This window comes from Streptomyces sp. NPDC045956, assembly GCF_056430705.1.
Genome location: NZ_JBWKKZ010000001.1, coordinates 946,292 through 968,315 on the forward strand (window position 1 = coordinate 946,292; position 22,024 = coordinate 968,315).

The window sequence follows — 22,024 nt, forward strand, 5'->3', positions numbered from 1 at the left end:
GAAACCACTGCAGGGAGGACGGGAGGGAGGGAAGTCACCCCAGTTCTTCTTCCAAAGAGGACATTGGGGGGGGGGGGGGGCCCCCGGGTGGTTCCCCCACCCCCTCACCCGTGTCCGTGAGCGCCCGGGGCGCCGCGCACCAGCTCGACGAGAGCGGGGGCCGCGCCGCAGCGCCCCCCGCTCGTCACGGCCCGCCCGGCGCTCCACCGCGCCGCACGGGCCGCCGCCTCAGCCCTGCTGTCCCCGCGTCCGGCGCAGCGTCGGCCGGGCCGCCGCGACCCGCCGTTTCCAGGCCGCCCACCACGCCGACGCCGCCCAGACCACCCGCACGGTCGAACGCGGGGCGAACCGTGCGCGCAGCCGAGTGCCCCGGCCGACCCCGGCCCGCAGGCCGGCCTCCGCCCGGCGTGCATCCTCCGCGAGGCCGGCCGTCAGGCGCGGGCGCGGCGCGTAGAGCGCCTGCTCCACGGCGTCCGCCACCCGGTGCACCGACGCCGCGGCCGCCGGATCGAGCTGCCCGAGCCGGACGATGCGGGCCGCCGCCCTGCGCGGGGTCTGCGACTCCTGCGGCAGGATCCCGACGTCCCACGCGGTGTCGGTCAGCTCCTGCCAGACCGCCAGCGTGTGCGGCCCCGCGTCCGCATCGCCGCGGCCGTGCGCCCCCAGCCGGGCCGAGCGGGTGCGCAACCGCCACAGCATCGGTGCGAGCGGGAGCAGCAGCAGCGCGAGCCCGGCCAGCACCCAGGCCGGCACCGTGTACCACTTCGGTCCGTTCCCGTCCGAGACCGGTGCCGCCGCCGCGGACTCGCTCGCGCAGGCCTCCAGCTTCTTGTCCTGGGCCGAGCAGGACTCGCTCACCGACGGCGCCGCCGACGGCTCCGTCTCCGCGTTGCGGGACGGCAGGGCGGGATCCGGCACCGAGCTGTCCGGCGAGTCCGTCAGGGTGTACGACGGAGTCGAGCCCCGGGTCGGTGTGGGCTCGAAGCGGGTCCAGCCCACGCCCTCGAAGTACACCTCGGGCCAGGCGTGCGCGTCCCGCAGGCCCACCGACACCGTGCCGTCCGCCTGCGGGGAGCCCGGGGCGAAGCCGACCGCGACCCTGGCCGGAATGCCCAGGGAACGGGCCATCGCCGCCATGGCGAAGGAGAAGTGGACGCAGAAGCCCTGCTTGTCCCTCAGGAAGCGGGCTATCGCCTCCGAACCGCTGCCGACCTTGACCTGGGTGTCGTACTCGAAACCGCCGTTGACCGCGAAGTACTCCTGGAGCCTGACCGCCTGCTCGTACGGGTTCGCCGCGTCGGCCGTGACCTCCCGGGCGGTCCGGGAGACCACTTCGGGCAAGGAGTCCGGCAGCTCGGTGTACTCCCGCGTCAGCGCTCCCGGGGGCTGCGGTGCCGTGGCGAGCTGCTCCGCCGTCGGCTGCACGTTCAGGCCCCGCACCTCGTACGTCAGCCCGCGGGTGTTCTGGCCGTGGTCGCCGACCAGCGTCATGCCGACGGGTTCGTAGCGCCAGTTGCCGGCGACCCGGACGCCGCTCGGCGGGTACGGCATCGGCAGCCAGTCCTGCGCGTACCAGTCCGCGGCCGAGATGGTGGCCCGGGTCTCCGTCCGCTCGATGTCGGGGCCGAGGCCGACCGGCGTCGGGAAGGAACCCTCCGGTACGCCGGTGATCTGCCGCTTGGACGGCTTCCACGTGGTCCCGTCGAAGTCGTCCAGGGACACGATGCGCAGGTACAGGTTGGCGATGTCGTTCGAGTCGGTGTCGACGGAGAGGACCTGCCGGTTCTCGTCCACGTTGAGACTGTCGCGCAGGGAGACCAGGGGGTTCACCGCGGAGATCGTGCCCCCGCCGCCGGTGCCGTCACCGGAACCCGTCCCGGCACCGTCCAGCAGACCGCCGTCCATCGCGGGCAGCGCGAGCGGCACCACCAGGGCGATGCCCAGCGCGAAGGCGCCGATGCGCCGCCCCGTGCGGACCGGAGCCACCGCGCCTCTCGGCTCCCCGCCCGGCGTACGCGGCGCACCGCCGAAGACCCGGCCCCACTGCGAGAGCCGGTCGCGCCCCTCGGCCAGCAGCAGCATCAGATAGCCGGCCGCCGCGACCAGGAACCACAGCCAGTCCGCGCCTCCCTCGGACAGCCCCGCGGCCACCGAGTACAGCGCGAGCAGCGGCAGGCCCGCCGGGGCGGCGCTGCGGAAGGTCACCGCGAGGGTGTCCACCAGCAGCCCGATCACCAGGACACCGCCGACCAGCATCAGCCGGATGCCGTCGGACTCCAGCGGCGCCGGGATCGCGTACCGGGCGATGTCGTCGCCGCCCTGTCGCAGCAGGTCGGCGAAGCGCTGGAAGGCCTCCGGGCCGGGCAGCAGCCCGGCGAGCGCCTGCTGCCGGGCGAAGACCAGCGTCAGGAGCAGCAGGGTGACCAGGGCCTGCGCGGCGACGGTCAGCGGCCGGGCCAGCGGCACCCGGCGCGCCGCCGCACCCACCCCGGACTGCACCGCCAGGAGGAACGCGGCCTGAAGGATCCAGGTGGCCGGATCGACCAGCGGCAGCATCGCGCACGCCGTCATCAGGGTGGCCGCCCACGCGCACAGGGCCAACCGGGCCCGCCCGCTCATCGCGCACCCTCCCCGCCGCCGGCCGGCCCGGGACCGGTGCGCCCCAGGCGTCCCCGTCCCCGCCGCCCGTCGGGCCCGCCGGACCCCGTGTACCGCGCCGGCCCGTTCATCCCGTGCCCTCCCCGCCGCTCGCCGCCGTCAGACCGCTGCGCTCGCGGTCCGCCAGGCGCCACACTTCCTCCAGGGGGGCGCCCCGGGGGACACCCACGGCGGTCCAGCCCGCCTCGCGCAACGTCCGCAGCCGCTCCCCGCCCCCGTCCGGCGGGCCGGGGACCGCGGCCGGTTCCCCCGCCCAGACCCCGCCGTCCAGCACGAAGGCGACGGCACCACCGCTGCGCTGCCGCATCCTGGCGGCCACCGCGGCCTGCTCCTCGTCCAGATCGCCGAAGAACGCCACCAGCAGCCCCTCGTTCCCGCCCCGCAGCACGTCGTAGGCGCGGGACAGGCCCGTGCCGTCGGAGTGGTCGACCACGGCGAGGGTGTCCATCATCAGCCCGGCCGCGTCCGCCGTGCCCTGGCTCGCGCCCGCGAAGCCGTCGGCGCCCTCGCCGGGGACCGAGTCGCCGGTGTCCGTGAGCAACCGGACGGAGAAGCCCCGCTCCAGCATGTGCACCAGGACGGAGGCCGCGCCCGACACCGCCCATTCGAAGGCGGAGTCGGGGCCCGCGCCGTCGTAGGCCAGGCCCCGGGTGTCCAGGAGCACCGTGCAGCGGGCCCGTTGGGGCTGCTCCTCGCGGCGCACCATCAGCTCGCCGTAGCGCGCGGTGGAGCGCCAGTGCACGCGGCGCAGGTCGTCGCCGTGGCGGTACCCGCGCGGGATCACGTCGTCGTCGCCGGCCAGCGCGAGCGAGCGCTGCCGGCCCTCGCCGTACCCCCTCGCCTCCCCGCTCAGCCGCACCGGCGGCAGCGCGTCCACCCGCGGGACGACGGTCAGGGTGTCGTACGTGGAGAAGGAGCGGGTCAGCTCGCACAGGCCGAACGGGTCGGTCAGGCGCAGTTGCAGCGGACCCAGCGGGTAGCGGCCCCGCAGGTCCGAGCGGACCCGGTAGGACACCTCGCGGCGGCCGCCCGGCTCCACCCGGTCGAGGACGAAGCGGGGGCGCGGCCCCAGCACGTAGGGGACGCGGTCCTGGAGCATCAGCAGACCGGTGGGCAGCCGCGAGACGTTGTCGACGCGCAGGTGGACCCGGGCCTCGGCGCCCGCGGAGACCCGCCCCGGGGAGAGCCGGCGGCTGCCCGCCACCCGGTAGCGGGTGCGGTAGAGCACGGTCGCGCAGAGCAGGGGCAGCACGCTCAGCAGCAGCCCGACCCGCAGCAGATCGCTCTGGCCGAGGACGTAGGCGCAGATCGCGGCGGCGATGCCGGCGGCCAGGAAGGAACGCCCGCGGGTGGTCAGACCGGTCAGGGCGGTGCGGATGCCGCCGCCCTCGCCCCGGTCGCCCTCCGACCGGTCCGTCCCCCCGGTGTCCATCACAGCCTCCGCGGCGGTTGCTGGTCGTACGCCGGCGCGCCGCGGCCCATGCCGAAGCCCGTCTGCTGCTGGGGCGCCGCCGGCACCGGAGTGCGTTGCAGGATCTCCTGGACCACCTGCTCGGCGGTGCGGCGGCCCAGCTGGGCCTGGGCGGTGGGCAGCAGACGGTGGGCCAGGACGGCGACCGCGAGGGCCTGCACGTCGTCCGGCAGCGCGTACTCCCGGCCGCTCAGGGCGGCGGACGCCTTCGCCGCACGCAGCAGATGCAGCGTGGCGCGCGGCGAGGCGCCGAGTCTGAGGTCCGGGTGGGTGCGCGTGGCGGCGACCAGGTCCACGGCGTACCGCCGGACCGGGTCCGCGACGTGGACGCCCCGGACGGTCTCGATCAGCTTGAGGATCTCGTGCGCGTGCGCCACCGGCTGGAGGTCGTCCAGCGGGTTCACCCCGCCGTGGACGTCGAGCATCTGCAGCTCGGCCTCCGGGCTCGGGTAGCCGATGGAGACCCGCGCCATGAAGCGGTCGCGCTGGGCCTCCGGCAGCGGATAGGTGCCCTCCATCTCGACCGGGTTCTGCGTCGCCACCACCATGAAGGGGCTGGGCAGCTCGTAGGTCTGCCCGTCGATGGTGACCTGGCGCTCCTCCATCGACTCCAGCAGCGCGGACTGGGTCTTGGGCGAGGCGCGGTTGATCTCGTCGCCGATCACCACCTGCGCGAAGATGGCGCCCGGCTTGAACTCGAAGTCCCGGCGCTGCTGGTCCCAGATGGAGACCCCGGTGATGTCCGAGGGCAGCAGGTCCGGCGTGAACTGGATCCGGCGCACGGAGCAGTCGATCGACCGTGCCAGGGCCTTGGCCAGCATGGTCTTGCCGACGCCGGGGACATCCTCGATCAGCAGGTGTCCCTCGGCGAGCAGCACGGTCAGGGAGAGCCGTACGACCTCGGGCTTGCCCTCGATCACGGCCTCCACCGAACCGCGTACCCGCTCGACCACAGCGGTCAGATCGTCCCCCACGCTCGAATACCCTCGCGAGGGGGCACCCCCATGGCTCGCCTGCTCGTCATAGGTCGTCACCCGGCCCTCCTCGGCCTTGCCCCCGCTTCCTGGGAAGCGGGGGTACCCCAACTTGCCGGGCCGTCCCTGCCGTGCGGACCGGCCCCACCCCGAATCACGGACATCGCGCGGAAAAAGTTCCGCGCGACATCACTTCCCGCATTCTTGCTGCCGTTACCGATTCGTGTCACTCGCCTGTGGACAACTGCCCGCGATATGTCAGGCCTTACGGTGTTCGCGGTGCTTGTGCGGCGAGGGTCGTCGGGGAGGGCGACCGGATCAGGCGGCCTCGACCTCGCGGAGCAGGCCCGTCTTCACGTCGTAGACGAAGCCGCGTACGTCGTCCGTGTGCGGCAGGAACGGCGAGGTCCGGACCCGCCGGATGGACTGCCGTACGTCCTGGTCGACGTCGCGGAACGACTCCACCGCCCAGCCGGGGCGCTGACCCACCTCCAGCTCCAGTTCGTGCCGGAACTCCTCGGTGAGGGTCTCCATGCCGCACGCCGTGTGGTGGACCAGGATGACGCTGCGGGTGCCGAGCGCCCGCTGGCTGATGGTGAGGGAGCGGATCACGTCGTCGGTGACGGCACCGCCGGCGTTGCGGATGACGTGGCAGTCGCCGTTGCGCAGACCGAGCGCGGCGGTCACGTCCAGGCGCGCGTCCATGCAGGCCACGACGGCGGCCTGCAAGGCGGGGCGGCCCGCCAGCTCGGCGTCGGCGAACTCGGTGGCGTACCGCGCGTTCGCCTCGACGAGCCGGTCGGTGGCGGAACCGGCGCCGGTGGCGGCGGATGCGGAGCCCTCGGGGATCGATGCAGAAGTCGTCATAAGCATGACGTTACTGGTCACCCCCGCGCCGGACTCGCTGAGAAGAGGGACAAAGAACGTCATCGCGGCGTGTTGTGAGCCACCCCACAGACCCGGACGGGCGCGTCCGAGCGGGTGAAGTGCCACCTCGCGCCGATTCGTGCGCGCCCGCGTCCGCGACGCGCAGGCCGGTTGATTGACCGGGCGACAGGGTGGACTAAAGTGACGCGAAGCGGGAGGCGAGGCTCTCCCTGCTGGACTGAAACCCCGGAGACCTGGACGACGTTCCGCCAGATCCCCCCACGTGCGCGGCGCGTACGTACGGCTCGGCCTCCTCCCGCTCCCGGCCGGCCGACGCCTCCGGCGCCGGCAGGCCTCCCCTTCACGAGCGAGCGGGAGGGGACCCGGCGGTGCGTGACGCCGTGCCGGACCTGAGAGGCCGCCCCACTTGAGTCAGAGTCGACACGTCCCGGTGATGCTCCAGCGGTGCCTGGACCTGCTGGCGCCCGCCCTCCAGGAGCCGGGCGCCGTGGTCGTCGACTGCACGCTGGGGCTCGGCGGGCACAGCGAGGCGCTCCTCACCCGCTTCCCCGACGCCCGCCTCGTCGCCCTCGACCGGGACAAGGAGGCGCTGCGCCTGTCCGGAGAGCGGCTCGCCCCGTACGGGGAACGCGCCACCCTGGTGCACGCCGTGTACGACGAACTGCCCGACGTGCTGGACCGCCTCGGCGTCCCGCGCGTCCAGGGCGTGCTGTTCGACCTCGGCGTCTCCTCCATGCAGCTCGACGAGGCGGACCGCGGGTTCGCCTACGCCCAGGACGCCCCGCTCGACATGCGCATGGACCAGACGACCGGCATGAGCGCCGCCGAGGTCCTCAACACCTACCCGCCGGGCGAACTGGTCCGCATCCTGCGGGCGTACGGCGAGGAGAAGCAGGCCAAGCGGATCGTGTCCGCGATCGTGCGGGAGCGCGACAAGGAGCCGTTCAGCAACAGCGCGCGGCTCGTGGAGCTGATCCGCGCCGCCCTGCCGCAGGCCGCCAAGCGCACCGGCGGCAACCCGGCCAAGCGCACCTTCCAGGCCCTGCGCATCGAGGTCAACGGTGAGCTGTCCGTCCTGGAGCGGGCGATCCCGGCCGCCGTCGAGGCCCTCGACGTGGGCGGACGGATCGCGGTCCTCTCGTACCACTCGCTGGAGGACCGGCTCGTCAAGCAGGTGTTCGCGGCCGGCGCCGCCAACACCGCACCTCCCGGACTGCCGGTCGTACCCGAACGCTACGCGCCCCGGCTCAAGCTGCTCACGCGCGGTGCCGAACTTCCCACCGAGCAGGAGATCGCCGAGAACCGGCGGGCGGCGCCGGCCCGGCTGCGCGGAGCCCAGCGGATCAGGGAGTCCATCGGGTGAAGCGAGTGAGGCAGGCCAGGTGCGGGTGCGGACGGTCCACCCGGTCCGAGGGGAGGGCGAGTGGGTAGGAACCCCGAGCTGAAGGGGCGGGCGGCCCGGCTGGCTCAGCTCTTCCCACCCGGTGGCGCACGCGGCCAGGCGGCCCGCGCCCCCTTCGTCCTCCTCGTGGTCGTCCTCCTCGGAGGCGGCCTCATCGGGCTCCTGCTGCTGAACTCCGCCCTCAGCGAAGGCTCGTTCCAGCTGGACGACCTGAAGCAGGAGACGAAGGAGCTCACCGACGAGGAGCAGGCGCTCCAGCGGGACATCGACGCCTACTCCGCCCCCCGCGCCCTCCAGCGCCGCGCCCGCGAGCTGGGCATGGTGCCCGGCGGTGACCCCGCCTTCCTCGCCCCCGACGGCTCCGTCAAGGGCTCGCCGAGCCCCGCGCCCACCGCGGCCACCCCGCTGGTCCTCGCCCCCGAGGCACTGACCGCGCCACCCGGCACCGACCCGCTCCCGACGGACGCGTCCGGCACCGGCACGTCCCCCGCCGCCGCGCCCACCACCGCCGCGCCGTCCGGCACGGCGGCCGGCTCCACGGCAGCGACCGACCCGACCCCGACCCCCGGCAGGTGACGGAAGTGTCCGACAGGGAACCGCCGCGCCGCCGTGTGCCCGGACCCGCCAGGCCCGTCCGCCCCGGCGGACGGCGGCAGCCGGGCCCCGGCGCCCGGCCCGCCCGCCGGCCGGGCCCGCCCCGGCCGGCCGCGCCCCGTGTCATCCGGCTGGGCAGTCCCCGCCCGCGGCTGCGCCTGATCGGCCTCGCGCTGACCCTGGTGCTGTCCGCGTTCGTCGTACGGCTGCTCCAGGTACAGGCCGTCGACGCCGGCACGTACACCGCCAAGGCCGAGCAGAACCACTACGTCGTCCACAAACTCCCCTCCGAGCGCGGCGGGATCACCGACCGCAACGGCGTCGCCCTCGCGTCCACGGTGGACGCCTACGACATCACCGCCGACCCGACGCTGTTCACCCGCGAGCAGTTGAAGGTCGGCGACGGCCCCGAGCAGGCGGCGGCGCTCCTCGCACCGATCCTCGGGGAGGAGCAGGAGGACCTGGTCGACCGGCTCCGCCCCGAGAACCGGAAGCTGCGCTACGTCGTCCTCGCCCGCCGGCAGACCCCGCAGGTCTGGAACCAGATCAAGGACCTGAAGAGCGCGCTCACCAAGAAGGCGGAGAGCGACACGTCCGTGGTCAACGTCCTCGCGGGAGTCCTCGCCGACCCCAGCAGCAAGCGCGTGTACCCGGGCGGCGACCTCGCCGCCTCCATCCTCGGCTGGGTCAACGCCGACGGCGAGGGCGGCGGCGGCCTCGAACGGAAGCTGAACGACACGCTGGCCGGCAAGGACGGCGAGATCCGCTACGTGCAGTCCGGCGGCCGCCAGGTGCCCACCGCCGGCTCCACGGAGACGCCCGCCGTGCCCGGCAGCGACGTCGAGCTGACCATCGACCGCGACATCCAGTGGGCCGCCCAGGAGGCGATCAGCGCGCAGGTGGAGGAGTCCAAGGCGGACGGGGGCTACGTCATCGTCCAGGACACGGCCACCGGCGAGATCCTGGCCATGGCCAACTCGCCCGGCTTCGACCCGGCCGACCTCGCCCACGCCGACCCCGACGCGCTGGGCAACGCCGCCCTCCAGGACGCCTTCGAGCCCGGCTCCACCGCCAAGGTGATGTCGATGGCGGCCGTACTGGAGGAGAACGCCGCCACGCCCGGCACCCACATCACCGTCCCGAACCGGCTCAAGCGCGGCGACCGGCTCTTCAAGGACGACGTCGACCACCCGACCTGGTACCTCACGCTCAACGGCGTGCTCGCCAAGTCCAGCAACATCGGCACCATCATGGCCACCGGCGAGCTGGGGAAAACCCAGCAGGAGGCCAACAAGGTGCTCCACTCCTACCTGCGCAAGTTCGGCCTCGGCGACTACAGCGGGCTCGGCTTCCCCGGGGAGACCAAGGGCATCCTGGCGCCCCCCGACCAGTGGTCGACCTCGCAGCAGTACACGATTCCCTTCGGCCAGGGCGTGTCCGTGAACGCGTTGCAGGCGGCCTCCGTCTATTCGACCATCGCCAACGGCGGCGTCCGCGTCGAACCCACGCTCGTACGCGGCACCAAGGCCGACGACGACCGCTTCACGCCGGCCCCCGAGCCCAAGAAGAACCGGGTGATCAGCGCGAAGACCGCCAAGACCCTCGCGCGGATGCTGGAGTCCGTCGTCGACGACGAGGAAGGCACCGGCACCAAGGCCCGCATCCCCGGCTACCGGGTCGCGGGCAAGACGGGGACGGCCAACCGGGTGGATCCGGCCACCGGCCAGTACAAGGGGTACACCTCGTCCTTCGCCGGGTTCGCCCCCGCCGACAAGCCCCGTGTCACCGTCTACTGCGCCATCCAGAACGCCACCCAGGGCAGCTACTTCGGCGGCCAGATCTGCGGCCCCATCTACAAGCAGGTCATGGAGTTCGCCCTGAAGACCCTCCAGATCCCGCCGACCGGGGCCGCCCCCGCGAGACTCCCGGTCGCCTTCAAGCCCTGACGAACCGACCCAGAGCCGAGCCGGATCCCAGTCGGGACCGAGCCGGAACCGAGCCCGAATCCGAGCCAGTACCGAGCCAGCGCCGTTTCAGTACCGAGCCACCAGGAACCACCCGTGACAACGATCACCCCCGAGCCCGGGAACCAGAGCAGCCCCAGCCCCTCACTTCGCCGGGAAGCGGGTACGCCCGGTACGCTCACCGCCGTGCCACACGCTGATCAGTCCCAAACCACCCAGAAGGGCCACCCCGTGACCTACCCGGGACCGCCCCGTCCGGTGCGGAACTCCGCCACACCCCTCGCGGAACTCGCCGGTCAACTGGGTGTCACCGTGCCCGACAGCACCGCCGCCGTCACGGGCATCACCCATGACTCGCGCGCCGTCCGGCCCGGCGACCTGTACGCCGCCCTGCCCGGCGCCCGGCTGCACGGAGCGGACTTCGCCACCCAGGCCGCCGGCCTCGGCGCCGCGGCGGTGCTGACCGACCCGGCCGGCGCGGAGCGCGTCGCGGCCGCCGGTCTGCCGGCCCTGGTCGTCGACGACCCGCGCGCGCGGATGGGCGAGCTGGCCGCCACGATCTACGGCCACCCCGGCCGCGACCTCCTCCAGATCGGCATCACCGGCACCTCCGGCAAGACCACCACCGCCTACCTCGTCGAGGGCGGTCTGCGCACGGCGAGGTCCACCGGGCTGATCGGCACGGTCGAGATGCGCATCGGCGACGAGCGCATCAAGTCCGAGCGCACCACGCCCGAGGCCACCGACCTCCAGGCCCTGTTCGCGGTGATGCGCGAACGCGGCACCGAGGCGGTCGCGATGGAGGTCTCCAGCCACGCGCTGGTGCTGGGCCGGGTCGACGCGTGCGTCTTCGACATCGCCGTCTTCACCAACCTCAGCCCGGAGCACATGGAGTTCCACTCCGGCATGGAGGACTACTTCCAGGCGAAGGCGCAGCTCTTCACGCCGGAGCGCAGCAGGCTCGGCGTGGTCAACGTCGACGACGAGTACGGGCGCCGCCTCGCGAACGAGGCCACCGTGCCGGTCGTCACCTACTCCGCGGAGGGCCACCCCGACGCCGACTGGCGCGCCGACGAGGTCGAGGTCGGCCCGCTGGACTCGACGTTCACCGTGCTCGGCCCCAAGGGCGAGCGCGTGACCGCCAGGTCGCCCCTGGCCGGCCCGTTCAACGTGGCGAACACCCTCGCCGCGATCGTCGCCCTCGCCGCCGCCGGACTCGACCCGCAGTCCGCCGCCGACGGCATCGCCGCGGTGCCCGGCGTGCCCGGCCGGCTGGAGCGCGTGGACGAGGGCCAGCCGTACCTCGCGGTGGTCGACTACGCCCACAAGACCGACGCCGTCGAGTCCGTGCTGCGCGCCCTGCGCAAGGTCACCGAGGGCAGGCTGCACGCCGTGCTCGGCTGCGGCGGCGACCGGGACACCACCAAGCGGGAGCCGATGGGCGCCGCCGTGGCCCGGTTCGCCGACACCGCCGTGCTGACCTCCGACAACCCCCGCTCCGAGGACCCCCTCGCGATCCTCGCCACCATGCTCCAGGGCGCGGCCTCCGTGCCCGCGCACGAGCGCGGCGAGGTCCAGGTCTTCGAGGACCGGGCCGCCGCGATCGCCGCCGCCGTCGCCCGGGCCGAGCCCGGCGACACCGTGCTGGTGGCGGGCAAGGGCCACGAGCAGGGCCAGGACATCGCCGGGGTGGTCCGTCCCTTCGACGACCGCCTGGTGCTGAGCGAAGCCATCAGGAATACCCCCGTCCAGAAGACCCAGGGATGAAGTCCCGAATGATCCAGATGATCCAGGGGATGAACTTGTGATCGCCCTCTCTCTCGCCGAGATCGCAGAAGTCGTCGGCGGGCGGATGCATGACATACCGGACGCGTCCGTGCAGGTCACCGGGCCGGTCGTCCGGGACTCGCGGGAAGCGGGCCCCGGCTGCCTGTTCGTCGCCTTCGTCGGCGAGCGGGTGGACGGCCACGACTGGGCGGCACCGGTCGTCGAGGCGGGCGCGGTGGCCGTGCTCGGCTCCCGGCCCGTCGGCGTGCCCGCGATCGTCGTGGACGACGTGCAGACCGCCCTGGGAGCCCTCGCCCGGCACGTCGTGCGGCGCCTCGGCACCACCCTCGTGGCCCTCACCGGGTCGGCCGGCAAGACCAGCACCAAGGACCTCATCGCCCAGGTCCTGCGCCGCAAGGCGCCCACGGTGTTCACGCCGGGCTCCATGAACAACGAGGTCGGACTGCCGCTCACCGCGCTCACCGCCACCGACGAGACCAGGTTCCTCGTCCTGGAGATGGGCGCCCGCGGCATCGGACACATCCGCTACCTCTGCGAGCTGACCCCGCCGAAGGTCGGCCTCGTCCTCAACGTCGGCTCCGCGCACATCGGCGAGTTCGGCGGCCGGGAGCAGATCGCCCAGGCCAAGGGCGAACTCGTCGAGGCGCTGCCGCCGGCCGAGGAGGGGGGCACCGCGATCCTCAACGCGGACGACCCGCTCGTACGGGCCATGGCCTCCCGGACGAAGGCGAAGGTGGTCCTTTTCGGGGAGTCCGACGAAGCGGACGTTCGCGGCGAGAACGTGCGACTCACGGACAGCGGACAGCCCTCGTTCAGGCTTCACACACCCTCCGGTGCAAGCGATGTGACCATGCGCCTGTACGGTGAGCACCACGTGTCGAACGCGCTCGCGGCGGCCGCCGTCGCCCACGAGTTGGGCATGTCCGCAGACGAGATCGCCACCGCGCTCTCCGAGGCGGGCTCCCTCTCCCGCTGGCGGATGGAGGTCACCGAGCGCCCGGACGGCGTGACGGTCGTCAACGACGCCTACAACGCGAACCCCGAGTCGATGAAGGCCGCGCTGCGTGCGCTGGTCGCCATGGGCAAAGCCGCACAGGCGAAGGGGGGCCGTACGTGGGCGGTGCTCGGCAAGATGGCCGAGCTCGGGGACGAGGCGCTCGCCGAGCACGACGCGGTCGGACGGCTCGCCGTCCGGCTCAACGTCAGCAAGCTCGTCGCGGTCGGGGGCAGGGAAGCCCAATGGCTGCAACTGGGCGCATATAACGAGGGTTCGTGGGGTGAGGAGTCGGTGCACGTGTCCGACGCACAGGCGGCGGTCGACCTGTTGCGCAGCGAGTTGCGCCCGGGAGACGTCGTACTCGTGAAGGCGTCCCGTTCGGTGGGTCTGGAGAGCGTCGCCGCGGCGCTGCTGGAGACCGGCGCCGAGGGTGAGGTCGCCGCCCGATGATGAAGCAGATCCTGTTCGCGGGCGTCATCGGCCTCTTCCTGACGCTGGTCGGCACCCCGCTGCTGATCAAGCTGCTGGCCCGCAAGGGCTACGGCCAGTACATCCGCGACGACGGACCGCGCGAGCACGCCAGCAAGCGCGGTACGCCGACGATGGGCGGTATCGCCTTCATCTTCGCGACGGTCGCCGCCTACTTCCTGGCCAAGGTGATCACCAGCTACCTGGACCCCGAGGCGGACGCGGCGCCGACCTTCTCGGGCCTGCTGGTGCTCGGCCTGATGGTGGGCATGGGCCTGGTCGGCTTCCTCGACGACTACATCAAGATCGTCAAGAGGCGTTCGCTGGGCCTGCGGGCCAAGGCGAAGATGGCCGGCCAGCTGATCGTCGGCATCGCGTTCGCGGTGCTCTCGCTCCAGTTCGCGGACAACCGCGGCAACACCCCGGCCTCCACCAAGCTGTCGTTCATCACCGACTTCGGCTGGTCCATCGGCCCGGTGCTGTTCGTCATCTGGGCGCTGTTCATGATCCTCGCGATGTCGAACGGCGTGAACCTGACCGACGGTCTGGACGGCCTGGCCACCGGCGCCTCCGTCCTGGTCTTCGGCGCCTACACCTTCATCGGCGTGTGGCAGTTCCAGGAGTCCTGCGCCAACGCGCTGACCCTCACCAACCCGGGCGCCTGCTACGAGGTGCGCGACCCGCTCGATCTCGCGGTGGTCTCCTCCGCGCTGATGGGCGCCTGCCTCGGCTTCCTGTGGTGGAACACCTCGCCGGCCAAGATCTTCATGGGCGACACCGGTTCGCTCGCGCTCGGCGGCGTGCTGGCGGGTCTGGCGATCTGCTCGCGCACCGAGCTGCTGATGGCCATCCTCGGCGGTCTGTTCGTCCTGATCACCATGTCGGTGGTCATCCAGGTCGGCTCCTTCCGCCTCACCGGCAAACGCGTCTTCCGGATGGCGCCACTCCAGCACCACTTCGAACTCAAGGGCTGGTCCGAAGTCCTTGTGGTGGTCCGCTTCTGGATCATCCAGGGCATCTGCGTGATCGTCGGACTGGGCCTCTTCTACGCGGGATGGGCAGCGGACAAGTGACCTCCTCCTCGGTGCCTTCCGAATTCCAGGGCAAGCACGTCACCGTCGCCGGCCTCGGCGTCTCCGGCGTCCCGGCGGCCAGGGTGCTGCACGGCCTCGGCGCGCGCGTCACGGTCGTCAACGACGGCGACGACGAGCGCGCGCGGGCGCAGGCGGCGGAGCTGGAGGCGCTCGGCGTCACCGTGCGCCTCGGCGAAGGCTCCGCCGCGGTCCTGCCCGAGGGCACCGAGCTGATCGTCACCGCGCCGGGCTGGAAGCCGGACAAGCCGCTGTTCACGGCGGCCCGCGAGGCAGGCGTCCCCGTCTGGGGCGACGTCGAACTGGCCTGGCGCCTGCGCGGCCTGGACGGCAGGGAGCCGGCGCCCTGGCTGGCGGTCACCGGCACCAACGGCAAGACCACCACCGTCCAGATGCTCGCGTCGATCCTGAAGGCGGCCGGTCTGCGCACCGCCGCCGTCGGCAACATCGGTGTCTCGCTGCTGGACGCGGTCACCGGCGACGAGGAGTACGACGTCCTCGCGGTGGAGCTGTCCAGCTACCAGCTCCACTGGGCGTCCTCGCCGCGCGCCCACTCGGCCGCCGTCCTCAACCTCGCCCCCGACCACCTCGACTGGCACGGCTCCATGGAGGCCTACGCCGCCGACAAGGGCCGCGTCTACGAGGGCAATCGCGTCGCCTGCGTCTACAACGCGGCCGACAAGGCGACCGAGGACCTGGTCCGCGAGGCCGACGTCGAGGAGGGCTGCCGCGCCGTCGGCTTCACCCTCGGCACCCCGGCGCCGGGCCAACTCGGCGTCGTCGAGGGCCTCCTGGTCGACCGGGCCTTCGTGGAGGACCGGCAGAAGAACGCCCAGGAACTCGCCGAGATCTCCGACGTGAACCCGCCGGCCCCGCACAACATCGCCAACGCCCTCGCCGCGGCGGCCCTCGCCCGGGCCTACGGCGTCTCCGCCGCCGCCGTACGGGACGGACTGCGGGCCTTCACGCCCGACGCCCACCGCATCGCGCACGTCGCCGACGTCGACGGGGTGGCGTACGTGGACGACTCCAAGGCGACCAACACCCACGCCACCGAGGCCTCCTTGGCGGCGTACGGGTCGATCGTCTGGATCGCCGGCGGGCTGGCCAAGGGCGCGTCCTTCGACGAGCTGGTCGCGGGGGCGGCGAAGCGCCTGCGCGGGGCCGTGCTCATCGGCGCCGACCGCGCCCTGATCCGCGAAGCCCTGGCGCGACACGCGCCCGAGGTACCCGTGGTCGACCTCGACCGGACCGACACTGGGGCGATGCTCCAGGCCGTCCAGGAGGCCCAGCGACTCGCCCGGCCCGGTGACACGGTGCTGCTGGCCCCGGCCTGTGCCTCCATGGACATGTTCACCAACTACAACCAGCGTGGTGACGCGTTCGCGGAGGCCGTTCGCGAACTCGGCGCCTGACCCGGCCGCCTCCTGCGCCGGGCGACCTCGGGAGGGACGCGTGGGACGGTCCATGCCGACGTACAGCGGAGGCCACGATGCCCGGTAGCCCTCAGAGCCGTACCGGGCGTCCGCCCGTGCAGCGGGCCGTCAAGCGACCCGCCGCGCCGGGGCCGGTGCACGAGAACCCCGTGCTCCGCCTCTACCACCGCCTGCGCCGCGCCTGGGACCGGCCGCTGACCGCGTACTACCTGATCTCCGGCGGCAGCGCGCTGATCACCGTGCTCGGCCTGGTGATGGTCTACTCGGCCTCCCAGATCACCGCGCTCCAGCTGTCGCTGCCGGGCTCGTACTTCTTCCGCAAGCAGTTCCTGGCCGCCCTGATCGGCGCCGGGCTGCTGGTGGCCGCCATGCGGATGCCGGTGAAGCTGCACCGCGCTCTGGCCTACCCGATCCTCGCCGGTGCCGTCTTCCTCATGATCCTGGTCCAGGTGCCGGGGATAGGAGTGGCGGTCAACGGCAACCAGAACTGGATCGCGCTGGGCGGCTCCTTCCAGATCCAGCCCAGCGAGTTCGGGAAGCTGGCCCTGGTCCTGTGGGGCGCGGACCTGCTGGCCCGCAAGCAGGACCGGAGGCTGCTGACGCAGTGGAAGCACATGCTGGTGCCGCTGGTGCCGGCCGCCTTCATGCTGCTCGGGCTGATCATGATCGGCGGCGACATGGGCACCGCGATCATCCTGACCGCCATCCTCTTCGGCCTGTTGTGGCTGGCCGGCGCCCCCACGCGGCTGTTCGCCGGTGTGCTGTCGATCGCCGTGCTGCTGGGGTTCATCCTCATCAAGACCAGCCCCAACCGCATGGCCCGGCTGAACTGCCTCGGCGCCACCGACCCCGGGCCGGGCGACGCCTGCTGGCAGGCCGTGCACGGCATCTACGCCCTCGCCTCGGGCGGACTGTTCGGTTCCGGACTGGGCGCCAGTGTGGAGAAATGGGGACAACTCCCGGAAGCCCACACGGACTTCATCTTCGCCGTCACCGGTGAGGAACTGGGTCTGGCAGGGACGCTGTCGGTGCTCGCCCTCTTCGCGGCTCTAGGCTATGCGGGTATCCGCGTGGCCGGACGCACGGAGGACCCCTTCGTGAGGTATGCCGCGGGAGGCGTGACCACCTGGATCACGGCCCAGGCCGTGATCAACATCGGTGCGGTCCTCGGGCTGCTGCCGATCGCCGGTGTCCCGCTCCCGCTGTTCTCCTACGGGGGTTCCGCCCTGCTGCCGACCATGTTCGCCATCGGTCTGCTGATCGCCTTCGCGCGTGACGAGCCCGGTGCGCGGGCGGCGCTCGCGCTGCGGCAACCTCGCTTTGGTAGAAAGCGGGGAGCCGGGGGCACCGGGTCCAAGCGGAGCCCACGGAGTTGGAACACGATGCGACGGCGTGCCTCGGCGGCGCGCTCGTCCGGAGAGCGGTGAATTTCGGTGCATGTCGTACTCGCCGGCGGAGGAACCGCGGGCCACATCGAGCCCGCGCTCGCCCTCGCGGACGCCCTGCGCAGGCAGGATCCGACCGTGGGGATCACGGCCCTGGGCACGGAACGCGGCCTCGAGACCCGCCTCGTACCCGAGCGCGGGTACGAACTGGCGCTGATCCCGGCCGTACCGCTGCCGCGCAAGCCCACCCCCGAGCTGATCACCGTCCCGGGCCGGCTGCGCGGCACCATCAAGGCGACCGAGCAGATCCTGGAACGCACCAAGGCGGACGCCGTGGTCGGCTTCGGCGGCTACGTCGCCCTGCCCGGCTACCTCGCGGCCAAGCGGCTCGGTGTGCCGATCGTCGTCCACGAGGCCAACGCCCGTCCGGGCCTGGCCAACAAGATCGGCTCGCGCTACGCCGCACAGGTCGCCGTCTCGACCCCGGACAGCAAGCTGCGCAACTCCCGCTACATCGGGATCCCGCTGCGCCGCTCCATCGCCACCCTGGACCGGGCCGCCGCCCGCCCCGAGGCCCGCGCGGCGTTCGGCCTCGACCCCAACCTGCCCACGCTGCTGGTCACCGGCGGCTCGCAGGGCGCCCGCCGCCTCAACGAGGTCGTCCAGCAGGTCGCGCCCTGGCTCCAGCAGGCCGGAATCCAGATCCTGCACGCGGTCGGTCCCAAGAACGAACTGCCGCAGGTCCACCAGATGCCGGGAATGCCCCCGTACATCCCGGTAAGTTACCTGGACCGGATGGACCTCGCGTACGCCGCGGCCGACATGATGCTCTGCCGCGCGGGCGCGATGACCGTCGCCGAACTCTCCGCCGTCGGACTCCCGGCCGCCTACGTCCCGCTGCCCATCGGCAACGGCGAACAGCGGTTGAACGCCCAGCCGGTGGTCAAGGCCGGCGGCGGACTGCTGGTCGACGACGCGGAACTGACGCCGGAGTGGCTCCAGCAGAACGTGCTGCCCGTGCTCGCCGATCCGCACCGGCTGTACGAGATGTCCCGCGCCGCCGCCGAGTTCGGCCGCCGGGACGCCGACGACCTCCTCGTCGGCATGGTGTACGAGGCGATCGCCGCCCGCGCGCACCGCTAGACACCGACGGAAGGCAGGGGAGCGTGGCCGGACCGACCACCGCCGAGCGCGGGGAACGTCAACAGGAGTCGTCCGGCCCGCCCCGTGCGCGCCGGTTCGGCCCGCCCCGCCTTCGTGCGATCATCATCCTGGCCGTCGCCCTGATGCTCGTCGCGGGCGGGGTCTTCTGGCTGCTCCACAGTTCCAGTTGGACGCGTGTCGAACGCGTTTCGGTCGCCGGAACCCGTGTGCTGACGCCCGCGCAGGTGCGCGAGGCCGCCGACGTGCCCGTCGGGGAACCGCTGGTCTCCGTCGACACCGAGGCGATCGAGGCCCGGCTGCGCGAGGAACTGCCGCGCATCGACGAGATCGAGGCCGAGCGTTCCTGGCCGCACGGGATCGAGCTGAAAGTGAAGGAGCGGACTCCGGTTCTGGTGGTCGAAAAAGGCCGGAAGTTCGTGGAAGTGGACGCGGAAGGTGTCCGTTACGCCACGGTATCCCGGGCCCCGAAAGGCGTGCCCGCGCTGGAATTGAAGCCCGCCCGGTCCGGTTCGGCCGCGGCCAGCCTGCGCCGATTCGACGAGGACCGCCTGGTGGTGGAGGCGGTGCGGGCGGCGGGCCGCCTTCCGGACGCGGTCGCCCGGGACGCACGGGTCGTCAAGGTGCTTTCCTACGACGACATCTCGGTCGAACTGAGCGGCGGCCGGACCGTCGCCTGGGGGAGCGGGGAGCAGGGGGCGCGCAAGGCCGACGTGCTCACCGCGCTGATGAAAGCGGCGCCCCGGGCGCGGCACTTCGACGTGAGTGTTCCCACGGCCCCGGCGTCATCAGGGAGTTGACGGGTATACGCGCAGGCCAGCACCCTGGTTGGGCAGCGCTACGGCTGATCACATAGGGTGAAAAGAAAAACGGGAGGTTCGGCGTGTTCGTTGAACGTGCGCCACTTGTCGACTTAGTGTCCTGTTCAGAAGACTCCAAGGAACAGACACACTGGTAACCCTAAACTTCAGCGTTAGGGTTCGGGTCGGCGCTACGGACCGTCCCAATCGGCATCAGTCGTCGGTCGCGGGGCAGCAGTGCTCCGGCGATCCGACGACACGTAACTCGAGGCGAGAGGCCTTCGACGTGGCAGCACCGCAGAACTACCTCGCAGTCATCAAAGTCATCGGTGTCGGCGGCGGTGGTGTCAATGCCATCAACCGGATGATCGAGGTCGGTCTCAAGGGCGTCGAGTTCATCGCCATCAACACCGACGCGCAAGCTCTGTTGATGAGCGACGCCGACGTCAAGCTCGACGTCGGCCGTGAACTCACCCGCGGACTCGGCGCCGGAGCCAACCCGGCCGTCGGCCGCAAGGCCGCCGAGGACCACCGCGAGGAGATCGAGGAGGTCCTCAAGGGGGCCGACATGGTCTTCGTGACAGCCGGCGAAGGCGGCGGCACCGGCACCGGCGGCGCGCCCGTCGTGGCCAACATCGCCCGCTCGCTGGGCGCCCTCACCATCGGCGTGGTCACCCGCCCGTTCACCTTCGAGGGACGGCGCCGGGCCAACCAGGCCGAGGACGGCATCGCGGAACTCCGCGAAGAGGTCGACACCCTCATCGTCATCCCCAACGACCGGCTGCTGTCCATCTCGGACCGCCAGGTCAGCGTGCTCGACGCGTTCAAGTCCGCCGACCAGGTGCTGCTGTCGGGTGTGCAGGGCATCACCGACCTCATCACCACCCCGGGCCTGATCAACCTGGACTTCGCCGACGTCAAGTCGGTCATGTCCGAGGCGGGGTCCGCCCTCATGGGCATCGGCTCGGCCCGCGGCGACGACCGCGCGGTGGCCGCGGCCGAGATGGCGATCTCCTCGCCGCTCCTGGAGGCGTCCATCGACGGCGCCCGGGGCGTGCTGCTCTCCATCTCCGGCGGCTCCGACCTCGGCCTGTTCGAGATCAACGAGGCCGCCCAGCTGGTCAGCGAGGCCGCCCACCCCGAGGCCAACATCATCTTCGGCGCGGTCATCGACGACGCCCTCGGTGACGAGGTCCGGGTCACCGTGATCGCGGCCGGCTTCGACGGGGGCCAGCCGCCGTCCAAGCAGCGGGACAACGTCCTCGGCTCCTCCTCGCCCAAGCGCGAGGAGCCGACCCCGGCCCGGCAGACCGAGAGCCGTCCGTCCTTCGGCTCGCTCGGCAGCGTCAAGCCGAAGGAGGAGCCGGAGCCGGTCCCCGCGCCGGAGCCGGTGAGCGACCTGCCCCCGGTCGCCCCGCCGCCGGTCCCGCCGTCCCGGACCTACTCGGACAGCGCGGCCGAGGAACTGGACGTGCCGGACTTCCTGAAGTGATAGGACAGCGCGACACCGTGAACGGCGCGCACTTCGGCTTCACCGACCGGTGGGGCGGAGTGAGCGCCGTTCCGTACGAGGAGCTGAACCTCGGCGGCGCGGTCGGCGACGACCCCGGCGCCGTCACGGCCAACCGGGAGCTGGCCGCCAAGTCGCTGGGCGTCGACCCGGCCCGGGTGGTCTGGATGAACCAGGTGCACGGTGCCGACGTCGCCGTGGTCGACGGACCCTGGGGGGACCGGCCGGTCCCGCGGGTCGACGCGATCGTCACCGCCGAACGGGGTCTCGCCCTCGCCGTCCTCACCGCCGACTGCGTCCCCGTCCTGCTGGCCGACCCGGTCGCCGGTGTCGCCGCCGCGGCCCACGCGGGCCGGCCCGGCCTGGTCGCCGGGGTCGTCCCCGCCGCCGTGCGGGCCATGGCGGAACTCGGCGCCGACCCCGCCCGCGTCGTCGCCCGCACCGGACCCGCCGTGTGCGGCCGGTGCTACGAGGTGCCCGAGGAGATGCGCGCCGAGGTGAGTGCCGTCGAGCCGGCGGCGCACGCCGTGACCGGCTGGGGTACGCCGGCGGTCGACGTGGGCGCCGGGGTGCACGCGCAGCTCGAGCGACTCGGGGTGCGCGACCGGGCGCAGTCGCCGGTGTGCACCCGGGAGTCGCAGGACCACTTCTCGTACCGACGCGACCGCACCACCGGGCGGCTCGCGAGCTATGTCTGGCTGGACTGATGGGGCATGACGGACCGTAAGCACGAAATCGCCGCGAACCTGGCCACCGTCGAGGAGCGCATCGCCGCCGCCTGTGCGGCCGCAGGCCGCCGGCGCGACGAGGTGACCCTGATCGTGGTCACCAAGACCTACCCGGCGGACGACGTGCGGATTCTCTCCGGCCTCGGCGTGCGCCATGTCGCCGAGAACCGCGACCAGGACGCGGCCCCCAAGGCCGCGGCGTGCTCGGATCTGCCGCTTTCGTGGCATTTCGTCGGCCAGTTGCAGACCAACAAGGTGCGCTCCGTGGTCGGCTACGCGGACGTCGTGCAGTCCGTCGACCGCCCCAAGCTGGTCACGGCCCTGGCCAGGGAGGCCGTACGCACCGGGCGCGAGGTGGGCTGCCTGCTCCAGGTCGCGCTCGACGCGGGGGAGAGCGGTCGGGGCGAGCGCGGCGGCGTCGGTCCCGCGGGGGTCGAGGAGTTGGCCGACCTGGTCGCCGGGGCGGAAGGGCTGCGGCTCGACGGGCTGATGACCGTCGCTCCCCTCACCGGCGAGTACGCGGGGCGCCAACAGGCGGCGTTCGAACGCCTCATGGATTTGTCGACCCGCGTGCGCCGGACCCATCCGGCTGCGAACATGGTCTCCGCAGGAATGAGCGCGGACCTCGAGCAGGCCGTGGCCGCCGGAGCGACACATGTACGCGTCGGCACCGCGGTACTCGGAGTCCGCCCCAGGCTCGGGTAACGTC

General features: G+C 72.5%; 17 protein-coding genes. 13 read left to right on the top strand and 4 right to left on the bottom strand.

Annotated features, from left to right (window positions below; all coding sequences use genetic code 11):
• Positions 1-228 precede the first annotated feature (228 nt).
• The 4 genes from AC07FV_RS04175 to AC07FV_RS04190 form a co-directional block, all read right to left on the bottom strand.
• Positions 229-2,619, bottom strand: a complete 2,391-nt coding sequence (locus tag AC07FV_RS04175) for a transglutaminase TgpA family protein (protein ID WP_479084474.1) — start codon at positions 2,617-2,619, stop codon at positions 229-231.
• A gap of 106 nt (positions 2,620-2,725) precedes the next feature.
• On the bottom strand, positions 2,726-4,090 hold the full coding sequence (locus tag AC07FV_RS04180) for a DUF58 domain-containing protein (RefSeq protein WP_479084476.1): 1,365 nt from the start codon (positions 4,088-4,090) through the stop codon (positions 2,726-2,728).
• Positions 4,090-5,163, bottom strand: coding sequence for an AAA family ATPase (locus AC07FV_RS04185; RefSeq protein ID WP_479084478.1), 1,074 nt, complete (start codon positions 5,161-5,163; stop codon positions 4,090-4,092). Before AC07FV_RS04185 ends, AC07FV_RS04180 begins: the two co-directional genes overlap by 1 nt.
• A 258-nt stretch (positions 5,164-5,421) precedes the next feature.
• Positions 5,422-5,970 carry a beta-class carbonic anhydrase gene (locus AC07FV_RS04190; RefSeq protein ID WP_479084480.1) on the bottom strand — a complete coding sequence of 183 codons (549 nt, stop codon included), beginning with the start codon at positions 5,968-5,970 and terminating at the stop codon, positions 5,422-5,424.
• 427 nt (positions 5,971-6,397) lie between these two features.
• Here AC07FV_RS04190 and rsmH point away from each other — a divergent pair, with 427 nt between their 5' ends.
• The 13 genes from rsmH to AC07FV_RS04255 all read left to right on the top strand — a co-directional run bounded on the left by rsmH (position 6,398) and on the right by AC07FV_RS04255 (position 22,020).
• A complete protein-coding gene (gene rsmH, locus AC07FV_RS04195) occupies positions 6,398-7,354 on the top strand; it encodes a 16S rRNA (cytosine(1402)-N(4))-methyltransferase RsmH (RefSeq protein WP_479084481.1) in 957 nt (318 codons plus the stop codon).
• Between the two features lie 60 nt (positions 7,355-7,414).
• Positions 7,415-7,969, top strand: a complete 555-nt coding sequence (gene ftsL / locus AC07FV_RS04200; RefSeq protein WP_479084483.1) for a cell division protein FtsL — start codon at positions 7,415-7,417, stop codon at positions 7,967-7,969.
• Positions 7,966-9,933 (top strand): peptidoglycan D,D-transpeptidase FtsI family protein, encoded by a 1,968-nt coding sequence (locus tag AC07FV_RS04205; protein ID WP_479084485.1) that lies wholly within the window; start codon positions 7,966-7,968, stop codon positions 9,931-9,933. Before ftsL ends, AC07FV_RS04205 begins: the two co-directional genes overlap by 4 nt.
• A gap of 249 nt (positions 9,934-10,182) precedes the next feature.
• On the top strand, positions 10,183-11,718 hold the full coding sequence (locus tag AC07FV_RS04210) for a UDP-N-acetylmuramoyl-L-alanyl-D-glutamate--2,6-diaminopimelate ligase (RefSeq protein WP_479084887.1): 1,536 nt from the start codon (positions 10,183-10,185) through the stop codon (positions 11,716-11,718).
• Between the two features lie 37 nt (positions 11,719-11,755).
• A complete protein-coding gene (locus tag AC07FV_RS04215; protein ID WP_479084486.1) occupies positions 11,756-13,186 on the top strand; it encodes a UDP-N-acetylmuramoyl-tripeptide--D-alanyl-D-alanine ligase in 1,431 nt (476 codons plus the stop codon).
• A complete protein-coding gene (gene mraY, locus AC07FV_RS04220) occupies positions 13,186-14,277 on the top strand; it encodes a phospho-N-acetylmuramoyl-pentapeptide-transferase (protein ID WP_356608177.1) in 1,092 nt (363 codons plus the stop codon). The genes AC07FV_RS04215 and mraY overlap by 1 nt, the downstream gene beginning before the upstream one ends.
• A gap of 11 nt (positions 14,278-14,288) precedes the next feature.
• Positions 14,289-15,710: a UDP-N-acetylmuramoyl-L-alanine--D-glutamate ligase gene (gene murD / locus AC07FV_RS04225; protein ID WP_479084487.1), complete on the top strand. Its 1,422-nt coding sequence runs from the start codon at positions 14,289-14,291 to the stop codon at positions 15,708-15,710.
• A gap of 77 nt (positions 15,711-15,787) precedes the next feature.
• Positions 15,788-17,158, top strand: a complete 1,371-nt coding sequence (gene ftsW / locus AC07FV_RS04230) for a putative lipid II flippase FtsW (protein WP_384692745.1) — start codon at positions 15,788-15,790, stop codon at positions 17,156-17,158.
• A 6-nt stretch (positions 17,159-17,164) separates the two neighbouring features.
• Positions 17,165-18,259, top strand: coding sequence for an undecaprenyldiphospho-muramoylpentapeptide beta-N-acetylglucosaminyltransferase (murG, locus tag AC07FV_RS04235; RefSeq protein ID WP_479084488.1), 1,095 nt, complete (start codon positions 17,165-17,167; stop codon positions 18,257-18,259).
• A gap of 23 nt (positions 18,260-18,282) precedes the next feature.
• Positions 18,283-19,077: a cell division protein FtsQ gene (ftsQ, locus tag AC07FV_RS04240; RefSeq protein ID WP_479084489.1), complete on the top strand. Its 795-nt coding sequence runs from the start codon at positions 18,283-18,285 to the stop codon at positions 19,075-19,077.
• A gap of 286 nt (positions 19,078-19,363) precedes the next feature.
• On the top strand, positions 19,364-20,569 hold the full coding sequence (gene ftsZ / locus AC07FV_RS04245; protein ID WP_479084491.1) for a cell division protein FtsZ: 1,206 nt from the start codon (positions 19,364-19,366) through the stop codon (positions 20,567-20,569).
• Positions 20,566-21,294 (top strand): peptidoglycan editing factor PgeF, encoded by a 729-nt coding sequence (gene pgeF / locus AC07FV_RS04250; RefSeq protein ID WP_479084493.1) that lies wholly within the window; start codon positions 20,566-20,568, stop codon positions 21,292-21,294. Before ftsZ ends, pgeF begins: the two co-directional genes overlap by 4 nt.
• Before the next feature lie 6 nt (positions 21,295-21,300).
• Positions 21,301-22,020: a YggS family pyridoxal phosphate-dependent enzyme gene (locus tag AC07FV_RS04255; RefSeq protein ID WP_479084495.1), complete on the top strand. Its 720-nt coding sequence runs from the start codon at positions 21,301-21,303 to the stop codon at positions 22,018-22,020.
• Positions 22,021-22,024 lie beyond the last annotated feature (4 nt).

Bases quoted from the DNA above. Each gene is read 5' to 3' on its own strand.
- AC07FV_RS04255 (WP_479084495.1), top strand. From the start codon at position 21,301: ATGACGGACCGTAAGCACGAAATCGCCGCGAACCTGGCCACCGTCGAG.
- mraY (WP_356608177.1), top strand. From the start codon at position 13,186: ATGAAGCAGATCCTGTTCGCGGGCGTCATCGGCCTCTTCCTGACGCTG.
- ftsW (WP_384692745.1), top strand. From the start codon at position 15,788: ATGCCCGGTAGCCCTCAGAGCCGTACCGGGCGTCCGCCCGTGCAGCGG.
- AC07FV_RS04180 (WP_479084476.1), bottom strand. From the start codon at position 4,090: ATGGACACCGGGGGGACGGACCGGTCGGAGGGCGACCGGGGCGAGGGC.
- AC07FV_RS04190 (WP_479084480.1), bottom strand. From the start codon at position 5,970: ATGACGACTTCTGCATCGATCCCCGAGGGCTCCGCATCCGCCGCCACC.
- AC07FV_RS04175 (WP_479084474.1), bottom strand. From the start codon at position 2,619: ATGAGCGGGCGGGCCCGGTTGGCCCTGTGCGCGTGGGCGGCCACCCTG.